The sequence below is a fragment of the Chromobacterium vaccinii genome, from assembly GCF_001855275.1.
GTDB classification, from domain to species: Bacteria; Pseudomonadota; Gammaproteobacteria; order Burkholderiales; family Chromobacteriaceae; genus Chromobacterium; species Chromobacterium vaccinii.
The window spans coordinates 1648681-1662463 of the sequence record NZ_CP017707.1; the positions used below are offsets into that span (position 1 = coordinate 1648681).

The window sequence follows — 13783 nt, forward strand, 5'->3', positions numbered from 1 at the left end:
GCGGCGGCTTGGCCTAAGCTCGCCGCTGTCGCACCCTCGCTCCAAATACAATGAGAACATTCAGCCTGATGCTGTTATGCGCGCTGCTGGCCGCTTGCGCCGGCACGCGCCCCCCTCAGTCTTCCACGCCGGCGCTCCTGCCCGAAGCCGCGCCGCCCCCGACAGAACCTCTGCCCCAGCAGCCCGCTATCGTCGAGCCGCCACCCGCGGCTCCCGCAACGCCGCCTGTCAGCCAGCCCAAGCCGCAGCCGGCCTCGCGCGCCGTCATCGCCGCAGCCGTGCCGAGCAACGCGCGCGACCGCCAGGGCTGGATCGCCGACATCGACGCCGCCTTCCGCCATTTACAGATTCCCGCCACCGCCGACAACGCCTGCGCGCTGGCTGCGGTGATCGAGCAGGAGTCCAGCTGGCAGGCCGATCCGGTGGTGCCGGGCCTGCCCAAGATCGTCTGGGGCAAGATCGAGGAACGCGCCCACCGCTACCTGGTGCCGCTGACCGTGGTGAAAGGCGCGCTGCTGAAGACCTCGCCCAGCGGCCAGAGCTACAAGACGCGGATAGACAATCTGCGCACCGAGCGCGAGATGAACCTGCTGTACGAGGACATGTCGCGCGAAGCGCAGAAGCTCGGCCTGCCGCTGGACATGAAGAATCCGATACGCACCGGCGGCCCGATGCAGGTCAGCGTGGAATTCGCCGAAGGCCACGCCAGAGTCTGGCCCTACCCCTATCCGGTGCAGGGCAGCATACGCCACGAAGTGTTCAGCCGCCGCGGCGGCGTCTATTTCGGCGCGGCCATCCTGCTGCAGTATCCGGCCCCGTACCAGGACATGCTGTACCGCTTCGCCGACTTCAACGCCGGCCGCTACAGCAGCCGCAACGCCGCCTTCCAGGCCGCGCTGTCCCAGCTTTCCGGCCGCAAGCTGGCGCTGGACGGAGACCTGCTGAACTACCAGGGCAAGGCCGCCTCCGGCAGCCAGCAGGCAGCGCTGTCTCTGTCTGGCCGGCTAGGCATGCCCGCCGCCGCCATCCAGCGCGACCTGCAGCTGGAAAAGAACGCCGCCTTCGGCCAGACCCCGCTCTACCGGCAGGTGTTCGCGCTGGCGGACAGGCAGGCAGGCCGCGCGCTGCCGCGCGAGCGGATGCCGCAGATCGATCTGAAAAGCCCCAAGATCAGCCGCAAGCTGACCACGGAGTGGTTCGCCAAGCGGGTGGACGGCCGCTACCGCCAATGCCTGGCCCGCGCGGCCGGCGCGCGCTGATGCGCAAGCGCTGACGGCGTCATATAATGCCCGCGCGACGGCCGGTCCTTCCGGCCGTTCATACATTCAAAAAAATAGCGGCGACGCCGCACTTGCTCAGGTTAACCCCATGCGTTCCACTTTTTCCTATTTTCGCGGCTCGCTGCTCTTCGGCATCGCCGTGCTGGCCGCCGTCGCCTGGTACGGCCACGCGCGCGGCGGCGTCGAACAGGCCGGCGCCTTCCTGCTGACCGCCGCGGTGCTGGCGGTGCTGGAAACCAGCGTCTCCTTCGACAACGCGGTAGTCAACGCCACCGTGCTCAAGGCGATGAGCCATCGCTGGCGGCAGATCTTCATGACCGTCGGCATCGCGGTGGCCGTGTTCGGCATGCGCGTGTTGTTCCCGCTGTTGATCGTCTCCACCGCCGGCGGCGTGTCGCTGGCCGAGGCCTTCGCGGTGGCCACCAAGCAGCCGGAGCGCTACCAGCGGATCATGCATGACAGCCACCTGATGATCATGGGCTTCGGCGCCACCTTCCTGCTGATGGTGGTGATCGAATATTTCGTCAAGCACGAGAAGGACGAGCACTGGCTGCCCGGCATCGAGCCGCTGCTGGCCAAGCTGGGCAGCGTGGAAAACGCGCAGTCGCTGGTCACCATTGTCGTCGTCGCCGCCATTGCCGCGCTGCTGCCGGCCGGCCAACGAATGGCTTTCATCAGCAGCTGCTTCTGGGGCTATGTGGCGTTCATGGTGCTGCACATGTTCAAGCAGCTGTTCGGCGGCGTGGACATCCAGACCGCCGCGGCCAAAAACGGCCTGATCGGCTTCGTCTATCTGGAGGTGCTGGACGCCAGCTTCTCGATGGACGGCGTGATCGCCGCCTTCGCCATCACCAACGATTTCTGGCTGATCGCCGCCGGCCTGGGAATAGGCGCGATGTTCGTGCGCTCGCTGACCCTCTACCTGGTGGAGCGCGATGTGATGGGCCAGTTCAAATACCTGGAAGTTTCGGCGTTCTGGGCGATCGCCGCGCTGGTGGCCATCATGTTCGCCGCCGCCCTGCACGTGGAGCTGGGCGAAGTGACCACCGGCCTGATCAGCGTCGCCATCATCGGTCTGGGCGTGCTGACCAGCCTGCCCTCGCGCAACAAGCGCTGAGCCGCTGCCGCGGACAGGAAAAAGGCCGGGGTTTCCCCCGGCCTTTTTCCATCCCGACCCGGCGCCCCGCGCGGGGCAACCTGGTCAGGCGGAAGTGCTCAGCAAAGCGCCGACGCCGGCATTGGCGCCAGGCTGGTTCTGTTGCAGATCCTTGGCCAGATTCTGCAGAAACGCCTGCAGCGAAGACGACTGTCCAGACTGTCCCGAAGTCAGTCCCAGCGCCTGCTGCAAGCTCTGGAACGCGGACTGGATGCCAGAGGTGGCGTCGTTCTGCGTGCCATTGGCGAGATCCTGCAACAGCTGCTGCAGATTGTTTTGCAAACCGCCGTAACCAGCGCCGCCGGCCGCCGCCGCCCCGCCATCCTGATCCTGCCCCCCGGTGTCGACATCGCCGTCGTTGTCGGCGGCCGAAGCCGAGGCGCCGGCAGAAGACGCGCCCTCCTGTTGCAAGGCCTGGAACAGCGAATGCATGAAGGTGTGTATCGCCTGCTGGCTGCTGCCGGCCGCGCCTACTGCGCCGTCGCTGCCGCTGTCGGATGCCCCGCTGCCGTCACTGGAAGAGCCTGACGATGCCTGCTGCAGCAAGCCCGATTGCTGCAAGGCCTGCAACACGCTCTGCGCGAACAGGCCGCCGCCTCCCCGGTGGTGATGGCCGCCGCCGCCCTGGATGGCGCCGCTGCCCGCCGACTGTCCCGAATCCGAAGAGAAGCTTTCCTGTATGTCCACTTGCGTGTACTGCAAAGAAATGGAGCTATTGCCGAGAGAACTAACTGACATGACGCTCTCCTTCCAAGGAAGAACCGAATGGCCCACGCCCAGCCTGCGCTGATATCGGTATATCGGCACCCAGGCTGCGAAGCACAGCAACAAAATGCAAATATTTGTTAACTCAAGGAAAACATCAAAATCGCCATTGCGCAAGGTTGATCAGCGCCGGTCCATCTCAGCCACTAGTCAAACTCAGGCTGAAGTGTTGACCAGAGAGCCCAGCGCCCCCGACGAGTTCAGCGGGCTGTTTTGCAGGGTGACCAGATTTTGCAGAAAATCATGCAATGAACCCTGCCGCGACATGGAGGCGGCGGCCGAGCCGCCCAGTGAATGCTGCAGATCGCGGAAGGCTGAAGCCCGGTTCTGCGTGGCGCTGCTCTGCACGCCGTTGCCGACATCCTGCAGCAGCTTCTGCAGATTGTCCTGGAACGCGCCATACCCGTCGGATGGCGAGCCCAGGCCTCCGTCGGAATCGCCGCTGGAGAAACTCTCGGCCTGCGCCGCCTGGTATACCGCGTGGACAAAAGCATGAAGCGCCTGCTGGGCCGCGTCGGCCAGGGTCTTGCCGGATGCCCCGCCAACCGCGCCTGGCCCGGACTCCCCCGCCGCGCTAGAGCGCCGACACATTGATCCCGCCCAGTTGCAAAGCCAGCATGACGCTTTGGCCGAAGCCGCCGGCAGATTGGCCGCCTCCAGAAGAAGCGCCAACGGTCTGCGACGCATCAGCGCCATTCTGGGCCAGCGGGGGTGAAAACGGATTGATCGCAGGCGCGTAGCCAATGGACGAGAAGGGGTCGCTGATGGCGCTGATGGACATGGCACTCTCCTCTCAACCAGTGCCACGTCCGCGTTCCAGCCAGCAAAACTCGAGCCGCCATCCGGAAATAGGAAGCACTAGTATATTTTAAATGACAAATACATATACCTTGCTTCACTATAAGCACAGAATGGTAGGCAGGCCGCCTCAACCCCGTCGGTTAAGCATTGCCGCTTAACCGCTTGCGCCCTGATCAAATCCGCGCCAGCAGCCCAAGCGCCGCCAGCGTGCCCGCCGCCGCCACGCCGTAGGTCAGCGCCTTGGCCAGCGCGCCCCCATGGATGCCCACATCGTGCAGACTGTGATAGATGCGGTGCGCCGCGTGCCACAGCAGCAGGCTGACCAGCCCCCACAGCGCGGCCTTGCCCAGCAGGCTCTGCGCCAGCGCCAGCATGCCCTGATAACTGGCGGCCTTGGCCGGCAGCCAGCCCAGCGGCGCGGCGAAGCCGGTGAGTAAAACCAGCATCGGCCCGAACAGCGCCGCCAGCATGCCTCCGGCGCCGAACAGCCCCCAAAAGATGGGCGCATGGGAACGCTTCAGTTGTCGGTTTTTCATTGCGAGATCCCCCAGACGATACCCAGCAGCGCCAGGCTGGCCAGCAAGGTGGCGGCGAAGCCGCCGGCGGTGATCGCGGCGGCGGACACGCGCCTGCCGCCTATGATCACCGGCGGCATGGTGCGCGGCATGATCTTGAACCAGGTGTAGCCGTGGTAGCCGATCATGGCGAGCAGGATCAGGTGGAACAACAGCGCCAGCGGGCTTTGCAGCGCCGCCATGAAACCATTCCACGCCGCCTCGCCCTGGCTCAGCCGCCACAGGCCGAACAACAGCGCGAAGGCGTAGGCGGCGACGAACAGCGCCGTGCCCTCGTGGATCATGTACTCGATGAAATAAGGGTTCTTCTTCCACCAGCCGTCCATGGGCCGGACATAAGGCTTGCGCTTGCTCATTTGCATGCTCCCTTCGGCCTGGCGAATCGCAGGAAATAGTCCTTGGCCACCGCCGTCTTGTTAAGGTTGACCGCGTTGGCCGGGTCCACCGCCTTGGGGCAGACTTCCGAGCAGTAGCCGACTGCCGTGCAGTTGAACACGCCCTCCTGCGCGGCCAGCAGCTCCATGCGCTGCTCGGACGCGCCATCGCGGCTGTCCTGGTTGTAGCGGTGCAAGAGCGCGATGGCGCCGGGGCCGAGGAAATCCGAGTTCAGGCCGTATTGCGGACAGGCGGCGTAGCACAACAGGCAGTTGATGCAGCCGCTGAACTGGGCGTACCAGTCCATCTGCGCCGGCGTCTGCTGGTATTCGCCCTCGGACAAGGGCTTGTCTTCCTTGGGCACGATATAGGGCGTGATGCTTTCGAGTTTCTCGATGAAGTCGTCCAGCACCACCACCAGATCGCGCTCGATCGGGAAGTGGTTCAAGGGCTCGATGCGCACCGTGCCCGGATAGTCGCGCAGGAAGGTCTTGCAGGCGAGCTTGGGCACGCCGTCCACCATCATGCCGCAGCTGCCGCAAATGGCTTGGCGACAGGACCAACGGAAGGCCAGCGTGCCGTCGAGATAATCGCGGATGTATTGCAGGCCCTGCAGCACCGACATGTCGTCGCTGTACGGCACGTCGAAGCCTTGCAGCCACGGCTCCTGGTCCAGCTCGGGGCGGTAGCGCAGCACCTCGATATGGATGGTTTTGTCCGTCATGCCTGTTCTCCTTTTTCTGCGGCCACCCCCGCCGCGCCATAGGCGCGCACGCCGGGTTGGGACGTGGTGATCTTCACTTCGCCGTACTCGATGCGCGGCCCGGCATCCGGCTGATAAACCGCCAAGCTATGCTTGAGGAAGTTGGCGTCGTCGCGTTGTTCGTAGCCGTCCAGCCGCTGGTGGGCGCCGCGCGATTCGCGGCGTTGCAGCGCCGAGTGCGCCATCGCCTCGGCCACGTCCAGCTGGTAGCCCAGCTCGATGGCCAGCAGCCAGTCGCTGTTCCACACACTGGACTTGTCTTCCACGTTGACGTTGTTAAAGCGCTGCTTGAGTTCGGCCAGCTTGTCGCAGGTGGCGCGCATGCTGCCCTCCATGCGGTAGATGCCGCAACCCGCCTCCATGGTTTCCGCCATTTCGCGGCGCAAATCGGCGATGCGCTCGGTGCCGTCCTTGGCCCGCAGCGCGTGCAGGCGGGCCTCAACCGCTTGCGCCTGCTTCAACAGCCCCTCGCGCTTGGCCGGCTTGCTGTCGCGGGCGAAGCGCGCGGCCTCGATGCCGGCCACCTTGCCGAACACCGACAGCTCGGCCAGCGAGTTGGACCCCAGCCGGTTGGCGCCGTGGATGCCGACGCTGGAGCACTCGCCCGCCGCGTACAGGCCGGGCATGGGCGCGGCGCAGCGGCCATCCACCAGGATGCCGCCCATGGTGTAGTGCACCGCCGGACGCACCGGGATAGGTTCCTTGGCCGGATCGATGCCGAGGAACTCCTCGGCCAGCTCGCAGATCTGCGGCAAGCGCTCGCGCAGCTTGGCATGGCCCAGATGGCGCAGGTCCAGATACACGGCGGAACCCCATGGCCCCTCAACGGTGCGGCCCTTTTGCTGCTCGTACCAGAAGGCCTGGCTCAGCCGGTCGCGCGGGCCCAGCTCCATGAACTTGTTGCGCGGCTTGTCCTCCGCCGGCCCCAGGCCGTAGTCCTGCAGATAACGGTAGCCGTCCTTGTTGATCAGCAGCCCCCCCTCGCCGCGGCAGGCCTCGGTGAACAACAGGCCGGTGCGCGGCATGCAAGTGGGGTGGTATTGGACAAACTCCATATCGCGCAGCGGCACGCCGTGGCGGTAAGCCAGCGCCATGCCGTCGCCGGTGACGATGCCGCCGTTGGTGTTCTCGCGGAACACCCGCCCGGCGCCGCCGGTGGCCATCACCACCGCGCCGGCTTCGATCAGCAGGCTTTCGCCGCTGGCGATCTCGATGGCCAGCACGCCGCGCGCCTGGCCGTCATCGACGATCAGGTCGGCGCAAAAGTATTCATCGAAGCGCTGGATGTTCGGAAACTGGATGGAGGTTTGGAACAAGGTATGCAGCATGTGGAAGCCGGTCTTGTCGGCGGCGAACCAGGTCCGCTCTATCTTCATGCCGCCGAAGGCGCGCACATTGACGCTGCCGTCGTCCTTGCGGCTCCACGGACAGCCCCAATGCTCCAGCTGCACCATTTCTTCCGGGCACTGGCGGACGAAATACTCCACCACGTCCTGCTCGCACAGCCAGTCGCCGCCGGCCACGGTGTCGTGGAAGTGGGCGTCGAAGCTGTCATGGTCCTGCTTGACCGCCGCCGAGCCGCCCTCCGCCGCCACCGTGTGGCTGCGCATCGGGTAGACCTTGGACACCAGCGCGATCTTCAGCTTGGGATCGAACTGGGCGGCGGCGATGGCCGCCCTCAGGCCGGCGCCCCCGGCGCCGACAATCACTACGTCTGCTTGGCAGGTCTTCACGCGATTCCCCTGTCAGAAGTAAAAATGCGTCAATGCGTAGGCTGCTACCGTGGACACGCCCACCCCGATCAGGCCCGGCATCATGAAACTGTGGTTAAGCAAATATTTGCCGATGCGGGTGGTGCCGCTGCGGTCCATATTGATGGCCGCCAGGTCGCTGGGATAAAAGGCGAAAAAGAAATAGGCGTAGCAGGACGGCATGATGGCCAGCAACTGATGCGGCGTCAGGCCCAGCGCCAGGCCGAACGGCACCATGATGGTCAAGGTGGCGGCCTGGCTCTTGACGAAGGCGGACACCGCGAACATCGCCAGCGCGAAGGTCCACGGCGCGTAGGCCACCATCACCTTGATGTTGTCGACCAGGAAGGCCTCGTTGGCCTTGACGAAGGTGTCGCTCATCCAGGCGATGCCGAAGATGGACACCACGGCGATCATGCCGGCGGTGAACACCTCGGAACGGGCGATGGTGGCGGCCTTGGCGTTGGACAGAAACAGGATGAAGGCGCCGAAGGCCAGCATCACGAACTGCACCGCCGTCGTCATCGGCACCGTCTTGCCCTTCTCATCCATCGGCAGCCAATGCGGGAACAGCGCCAGCAGCACCACCACCAGAATGCCGGTGAAGAACAGGATGACGGAAGGCTTGGCGTGCGCCGGCAGCACCTTGTCCAGGGTGGTCACGGATTTTTCTATCGAGGCGCGAAATTCCGGGTCCTGCAGCCGCGCCTGGTACTCCGGGTCCTGATCCAGCTCGGCGCCGCGCTTCAGGCTCCAGAAGGCGGCGGCCACCACGCCGATCAAACCAGCGGGAATCGTGACCATCAGAATCTGCCACAGTGTCAGCGGCTGGCTGCTGTGCGCGGTCATCGCCAGCAAGGACGTCACGGCCGCGGCGGCCGGGCTGGCGGTGATCCCCATCTGCGAGGCCACGCTGGCCATCGCCATCGGCCGCTCCGGACGTATCTTGGTCTTCAACGACACGTCGGCGATCACCGGCAGCAGCGAATACACCGCGTGGCCGGTGCCGACGCACATGGTCAGCAAAAACGTGGACATGGGTGCGAGAAAGGTGATCTGCTGCGGATGCTTGCGCATGACCTTTTCCGCCTGCTGCACCAGAAAGTCCAGCCCGCCCGCCACCTGCAGCGTGGCCGACGCCGTCACCACCGCCAGGATGATCAGCATTACCGTGATGGGCGGCTCGGCCGGCGCCACCCGGAACACGAAGGCCAGCACGGCGACGCCCAGGCCGCCTATCATGCCCAGCGCCACCCCGCCGCGCCGGATGCCGATCAGAATCGCCGTCAGCAACAGCGCGAATTCAATCCAGAAAGTCCACATGCCTGCTCTCCGTGGCCCGTCCCGCCGGCCCCGCCTGGACCGGACCGGAAACTCAGCCGGTTGCTATTGCGACCGTTTATAGGACATGCGCGGATGCTGGTGGTAGACCTTGATCAAGCAAGCGGGGCGCGGGTTGACAGGATATGAACGCGGCATGGCAAATCCGGACCAAATTTGAGCCAGGACAAATAAAAAGCCGGCACAAGGCCGGCTTGGAGACGCGATATCGCTTGAGACGCCGATTTCACAGGTGATAGCTGCTGCCGGTCATCACCTTGGCCGACAGCCTCATCGCCGCCTTCAAGGGCGCGGGCAATTCAGCCGCGCCCAGCTCGTGCGCCATCTCGGCATGCTGCAGCTCGTCGTCGCGCATCTGGCTGACGATGGCGCGGCTCCTGGCGTCATCCTCGGGCAAGGCGCTCAGATGGCTGTCCAGATGCGCGCCGACCTGGCGCTCGGTCTCCTGCAGAAAGCCCAGGTTCCACTTGTCGCCCAGCACGCCGGCCGCGACGCCCAGCGCCAGCGAGCCGGTATACCACAGCGGGTTGAGCAGGCTGGGGCGGCCGCCCAGCTCGCGGATGCGGCGCTCGGTCCAGGCTAGGTGCTCCACCTCCTCCTGCGCCGCCTGCCTCAGGGCTTCGCGCGCGGACGGATCGCGCGCGGTCAGCGCCTGGCCCTGATACAAGGCCTGCGCGCACACTTCGCCGCAGTGGTTGACCCGCATCAGCCCCAGCGCGTGGCGCTTCTCGGCCGAGGAGAGCTCGGCTTCGTCGACGCCCTGGTCCGGATGCGCGCGGGCGCTGTGCGCCGGCGCGCACAATGTGCGCAGGCCCTTGTCCAGTTCGGTGATCAGCTTGTCCAGCATCGGCGCGTTCTTCCTCGCGTGAATGGCGTCAAACGGCCGATTATACCTCGCGGGCACAGCGCCGGCAGCAGCTGATATAATCGGCCGGTTAAACCCATTTATTACTCAACACGAAGGATTGCGCGCAATGAACCTCGCAAGCATCGGCCCGGGCAAGGACATGCCGGGCGACTTCAACGTCGTCATCGAAATCTCCGCCAACGCCGCTCCGATCAAGTACGAATTCGACAAGGAATGGAACACGCTGGTGGTTGACCGCTTCATGGGCACCTCCATGATGTATCCGGCCAACTACGGCTTCGTGCCGCAAACCCTGGCCGGCGACGGCGATCCGGTCGACGTGCTGGTGGTGACCCCGTTCCCGCTGCCGCCGGGCGTGGTGGTGCGCTGTCGCGCGCTGGGCCTGATCAAGATGGAAGACGACGGCGGCGTGGACGCCAAGCTGGTCGCCGTTCCGGTCGAAAAGTTGTGCCCGATGTACAAATCCATCCAGAAGCTGGAAGATCTGCCGGAGCTGCTGCGCGCGCAGATGGTGCACTTCTTCGAGCACTACAAGGATCTGGAAAAGGGCAAATGGGTCAAGATCCAAGGCTGGGGCACGCTGGAAGACGCCAAGACCGAACTGGTCGAAGGCATCGAGCGCTTCGGCAAGTAAGCCGTTCCCCGCGAAACAAACCGGCCTCATGGCCGGTTTTTTTATCGCCCGGCGCATGCTGCATTGCACAACACTCATCTTCCACGGGATAATGGTTTGCCGTGGCCGGCGTTATCTGCCACGCTTCCCATGCAACCTCGCTTCATGGTGGTCCGTGGTATCCGAATGATGGTCGTTTCCTACCGCATCGGGGGACAAGCCCCCCATCTTCCCTGGTTCTTGCGCCGCCTCGCCGCGCAAGGACTGGCGGCTGCGCCGGAAGGCGACCAACCCGGCCGGCTGCCCGCCGACTGGGCGGGCCTGGAATTCGCCGACTGCTGGCTGGATCTGGGCCGCGATGGCGACCAGGCGCTGGCGGAGCGCGCCGCCCGTTGCCGCGACGCTGGCCTTTCCTTCGTGGAGCTGGCCGGCGGCTGGGCGCCGCCAGGCGCCGAGTTCGGTTTCATCCTGCTGGTGGGCGACCCGCCTCCGCCCGGCGCGCCAGGCCGTCTGGCGCTCGACGCGCTGGCTCCCCAGCCCGGCTGCTGGCTGCACAGCGGCCCCATCCACAGCGCGCGCTTCTGCCAACGCGCGTTCGATGCCCTGATGCATGCCGGACGCGCGGCGATGCCCGAACCCGACAGCCAGCCGCGCGCACTGGAATGGGAAGCGATACTGCAGAAGCAGTGGATGCTTGCCGGCAAGCTGCGCCAATTGGCGGAAGCCTATCTGACCGAACGCATCGGCCTGCTCCCACCCTACTCCGCCCCTCTTCCCAAAACCGCTGTCCATTACGCCGCCAACCTGGCCAGAACCATCATGCTGGCGCTGCCCGATAGCCGCGACTGGGCCGCGCTGCAAAACGAACTGGCCGCCCATCTGCAAAGCCGGGACGACGCCCGGAAATGAAAAACCCGCCGCGGCATGCCGTCGGCGGGAGTGACTTGACCAGAGCGCGGGATCAGGCGGCGCTAGTGGTGGTCTTCTTGCTGCGGGAAACGGCGGCGCTGGCGGCCTTCGCGGAGTTGGTGGCGGCTTCCACGCCGGCTTCGGCGATTTCGGCTCCCACTTTCTTCGCGGTCTTGGACACGCTTTCAAACGCGGCGGTGGAGGTGTTCAGCAGCGTCTTCAACGCGGCTACGGCGACGTCGGAGCCGGCCGGCGCGTTCTTGGACAGGCGGTCCAGGCCGGATTGCAACGCCTTGCTGTTCTCGGCGATCTGCTCTTCGACGAAGCTGCTCAGCTCGTTCTGGGTGGTCAGCGCGGCGTCGTAGACGTTGCGGGCGGCCGAGAAGGCCTGGTCCAGCGCCGGCTGCGCCAGGCTGGTCTGCAATTCGCCCAGCGTCTTGGCGTCCTTCACTTCGCTCAGCGCCTTGAAGGTCTCGGCATTGTCGTTCAGCAACTTGCGGGACAGGTCCAGCTGCAGGCTGGCGAAACGCTCGGCGCCGGCCAGGACGATGGAAGACAAACGAACGGCCTTGTCGAACTGCGACTGGCCGAGGGCGGAGAGTTCCTGGGTAGTGGTAAACATGTGATCGGCTCCTAGTATGTCGGATAGACAACGACTCGGTACGGCAGCGACAACACCGCTGTTCCGCGAATGCTGCATTGCAACAATTCCACTTTAACGCCGGACAACTCGCCCAGTCAAGAATTTGACGCAACGCACAATGCACTAAATGGCTATTTCGCCACGGTTTTATCATGCGATTATTCCATAACCATGACAACGCCACACCTGTCCGCCGAGGCAAGATCCCATCGCCGAGTTTTCGCGCCGCAACAACCATGACCGCATCCCGGGCCAGGCGCCGGCCCGCCGATGTCTGACCTCCGCCACGACATGGCCCGCCAACGGATCGCCGCCATTGAAAGGCCGCGCCCAAGCCAGTACACTCGCGCCATAGAAGAAATCTATCTACCAAAATTAAAGCTAGCCCAATGAGCCCCGTGGCCAACGCCTTCGACATTAAATCCGCCAGCCTGGACTTGCTGGCGCTCTTGCTGCGCACCGACAACCTGGACGAACTGAGCCAGGCGCTGGACGCGCGTTTCGGCGACACCAGCGACGCCCCCGCCGAGGCCTTCGTCCTCGACGTGGAAGCGCTGCCCAATCCGGCCGAGCTGGACCTGGGCCGCCTGCTGCCCCTGCTCAGCCGCCGCGGCATCCGCGCGGTGGCGCTGCGCCATCCGGACAACGCGCTGGCCGCCATGGCCAGCCGCTTCGGCCTGGCCTTCGCCAACAGCGCCGCCCAGCCCCGCTCGGCGCAAGCCGCCGCGGAACCGGCGGCCAAGCCGGCCGTCGAAACAGTTGCGTCGCCCGCCGCCGCGACCATGATCGTCGACCGCCCTGTCCGCGCCGGCCAGCAGATCTACGCCAAGGGCGGAGACCTGGTGGTGCTGGCGATGGTCAGCGCCGGCGCCGAAGTCATCGCGGACGGCAACATCCACGTTTATGCGCCTTTGCGCGGCCGCGCCCTGGCAGGCGCGCGCGGCAATCACGCCGCCCGCATCTTCGCCCGCAGCATGGAGGCCGAACTGGTGTCCATCGCCGGCGTGTACCGCACGATCGAACAGGCCTTGCCGGACAGCATTCTGGGCAAGCCGACCCAAATCTATCTTGAGAACGAGCGGCTGGTGATGACCGCGCTCGGCGAGTAACACTTTCAAAGGAAAGCCCCGTGGCAAAAATCATCGTTGTGACATCCGGCAAGGGTGGAGTAGGCAAAACCACCACCAGCGCGAGCTTCGCCTCCGGCCTGGCACTGCGCGGCCACAAGACTGCCGTGATCGACTTCGACGTCGGCCTGCGCAACCTGGACCTGATCATGGGTTGCGAACGCCGCGTGGTATACGACCTGATCAACGTGGTCAACGGCGAGTCCAGCCTGAACCAGACGCTGATCAAGGACAAGCACTGCGACAACCTCTACATCCTCCCGGCCTCGCAAACCCGTGACAAGGACGCGCTGACGCTGGAGGGCGTGGAAAAAGTGCTGAAGGAGCTGGAAGAAGCCGGCTTCGACTACATCGTCTGCGACTCCCCGGCCGGCATCGAGAAGGGCGCGCTGATGTCGCTCTATTTCGCCGACGAGGCGCTGATCGTCACCAACCCTGAAGTGTCGTCGGTGCGCGACTCCGACCGCATCCTGGGCATTTTGTCGTCCAAATCCAAACGCGCCGAGGAAGGCCGCGAGCCGGTCAAGGAGCACCTGCTGATCACCCGTTACTCGCCGGGCCGCGTCGACAAGGGCGAAATGCTGTCGGTCGACGACGTGAAGGAGATCCTGCGCGTGCCGCTGATCGGCGTCATTCCCGAGTCGCAAAGCGTGCTGCAGGCGTCCAACTCCGGCACCCCCGCCATCCACCTGAAAGGCAGCGACGTGGCTGACGCCTACGGCGACGTGATCTCGCGCTTCCTGGGCGAAGAACGCCCGATGCGCTTCCTGGAAGCCCCCAAGGTAAGCATCCTCAAGCGCCTGTTCGGAGGTTAAG

16 protein-coding genes are annotated in these 13783 nt (G+C 65.1%); 6 read left to right on the forward strand and 10 right to left on the reverse strand.

Going from position 1 to position 13783, the window contains the following annotated elements; translation table 11 throughout:
• Positions 1-50: 50 nt before the first annotated feature.
• Together BKX93_RS07540 and BKX93_RS07545 are read left to right on the forward strand one after the other, a co-directional pair.
• A complete protein-coding gene (locus tag BKX93_RS07540; protein ID WP_070979397.1) occupies positions 51-1259 on the forward strand; it encodes a DUF1615 domain-containing protein in 1209 nt (402 codons plus the stop codon).
• Between the two features lie 109 nt (positions 1260-1368).
• Complete coding sequence (locus tag BKX93_RS07545; RefSeq protein ID WP_046155678.1) at positions 1369-2397, forward strand: DUF475 domain-containing protein; 1029 nt, start codon at positions 1369-1371, stop codon at positions 2395-2397.
• An 84-nt stretch (positions 2398-2481) separates the two neighbouring features.
• Here BKX93_RS07545 and BKX93_RS07550 read toward each other — a convergent pair whose 3' ends face one another.
• From BKX93_RS07550 to coq7, 9 genes are all read right to left on the reverse strand, one after another.
• The gene (locus tag BKX93_RS07550) at positions 2482-3174 is read right to left on the reverse strand and encodes a hypothetical protein (RefSeq protein WP_145929289.1); all 693 of its coding nucleotides are present in this window, start codon (positions 3172-3174) and stop codon (positions 2482-2484) included.
• Between the two features lie 183 nt (positions 3175-3357).
• Positions 3358-3792: a hypothetical protein gene (locus BKX93_RS07555; RefSeq protein ID WP_070979400.1), complete on the reverse strand. Its 435-nt coding sequence runs from the start codon at positions 3790-3792 to the stop codon at positions 3358-3360.
• Positions 3776-3982: a hypothetical protein gene (locus tag BKX93_RS07560; protein ID WP_070979402.1), complete on the reverse strand. Its 207-nt coding sequence runs from the start codon at positions 3980-3982 to the stop codon at positions 3776-3778. Before BKX93_RS07560 ends, BKX93_RS07555 begins: the two co-directional genes overlap by 17 nt.
• Before the next feature lie 193 nt (positions 3983-4175).
• On the reverse strand, positions 4176-4538 hold the full coding sequence (gene frdD, locus BKX93_RS07565) for a fumarate reductase subunit FrdD (protein ID WP_083340475.1): 363 nt from the start codon (positions 4536-4538) through the stop codon (positions 4176-4178).
• Positions 4535-4933, reverse strand: coding sequence for a fumarate reductase subunit C (locus tag BKX93_RS07570; RefSeq protein WP_046155674.1), 399 nt, complete (start codon positions 4931-4933; stop codon positions 4535-4537). Before BKX93_RS07570 ends, frdD begins: the two co-directional genes overlap by 4 nt.
• Positions 4930-5676 carry a succinate dehydrogenase/fumarate reductase iron-sulfur subunit gene (locus BKX93_RS07575; protein WP_046155673.1) on the reverse strand — a complete coding sequence of 249 codons (747 nt, stop codon included), beginning with the start codon at positions 5674-5676 and terminating at the stop codon, positions 4930-4932. The genes BKX93_RS07570 and BKX93_RS07575 overlap by 4 nt, the downstream gene beginning before the upstream one ends.
• Positions 5673-7448, reverse strand: coding sequence for a fumarate reductase (quinol) flavoprotein subunit (gene frdA, locus BKX93_RS07580; RefSeq protein WP_070979403.1), 1776 nt, complete (start codon positions 7446-7448; stop codon positions 5673-5675). The genes BKX93_RS07575 and frdA overlap by 4 nt, the downstream gene beginning before the upstream one ends.
• A 12-nt stretch (positions 7449-7460) precedes the next feature.
• On the reverse strand, positions 7461-8789 hold the full coding sequence (locus BKX93_RS07585) for an anaerobic C4-dicarboxylate transporter (RefSeq protein WP_046155671.1): 1329 nt from the start codon (positions 8787-8789) through the stop codon (positions 7461-7463).
• Positions 8790-9033: 244 nt separating this feature from the next.
• Positions 9034-9654 (reverse strand): 2-polyprenyl-3-methyl-6-methoxy-1,4-benzoquinone monooxygenase, encoded by a 621-nt coding sequence (gene coq7 / locus BKX93_RS07590; RefSeq protein WP_046155670.1) that lies wholly within the window; start codon positions 9652-9654, stop codon positions 9034-9036.
• 127 nt (positions 9655-9781) lie between these two features.
• Here coq7 and ppa point away from each other — a divergent pair, with 127 nt between their 5' ends.
• Complete coding sequence (gene ppa / locus BKX93_RS07595) at positions 9782-10309, forward strand: inorganic diphosphatase (RefSeq protein WP_021478635.1); 528 nt, start codon at positions 9782-9784, stop codon at positions 10307-10309.
• Positions 10310-10474: 165 nt separating this feature from the next.
• Positions 10475-11197: a hypothetical protein gene (locus tag BKX93_RS07600; RefSeq protein WP_046155669.1), complete on the forward strand. Its 723-nt coding sequence runs from the start codon at positions 10475-10477 to the stop codon at positions 11195-11197.
• A gap of 52 nt (positions 11198-11249) precedes the next feature.
• Here BKX93_RS07600 and BKX93_RS07605 read toward each other — a convergent pair whose 3' ends face one another.
• Positions 11250-11819: a phasin family protein gene (locus BKX93_RS07605; protein WP_021478633.1), complete on the reverse strand. Its 570-nt coding sequence runs from the start codon at positions 11817-11819 to the stop codon at positions 11250-11252.
• A 410-nt stretch (positions 11820-12229) separates the two neighbouring features.
• Between BKX93_RS07605 and minC the strand changes: the two genes are divergently transcribed.
• Both minC and minD read left to right on the forward strand, forming a co-directional pair.
• Positions 12230-12949: a septum site-determining protein MinC gene (gene minC, locus BKX93_RS07610; protein WP_046155668.1), complete on the forward strand. Its 720-nt coding sequence runs from the start codon at positions 12230-12232 to the stop codon at positions 12947-12949.
• A gap of 20 nt (positions 12950-12969) precedes the next feature.
• The gene (gene minD, locus BKX93_RS07615) at positions 12970-13782 is read left to right on the forward strand and encodes a septum site-determining protein MinD (RefSeq protein WP_021478631.1); all 813 of its coding nucleotides are present in this window, start codon (positions 12970-12972) and stop codon (positions 13780-13782) included.
• Position 13783: the final 1 nt, after the last annotated feature.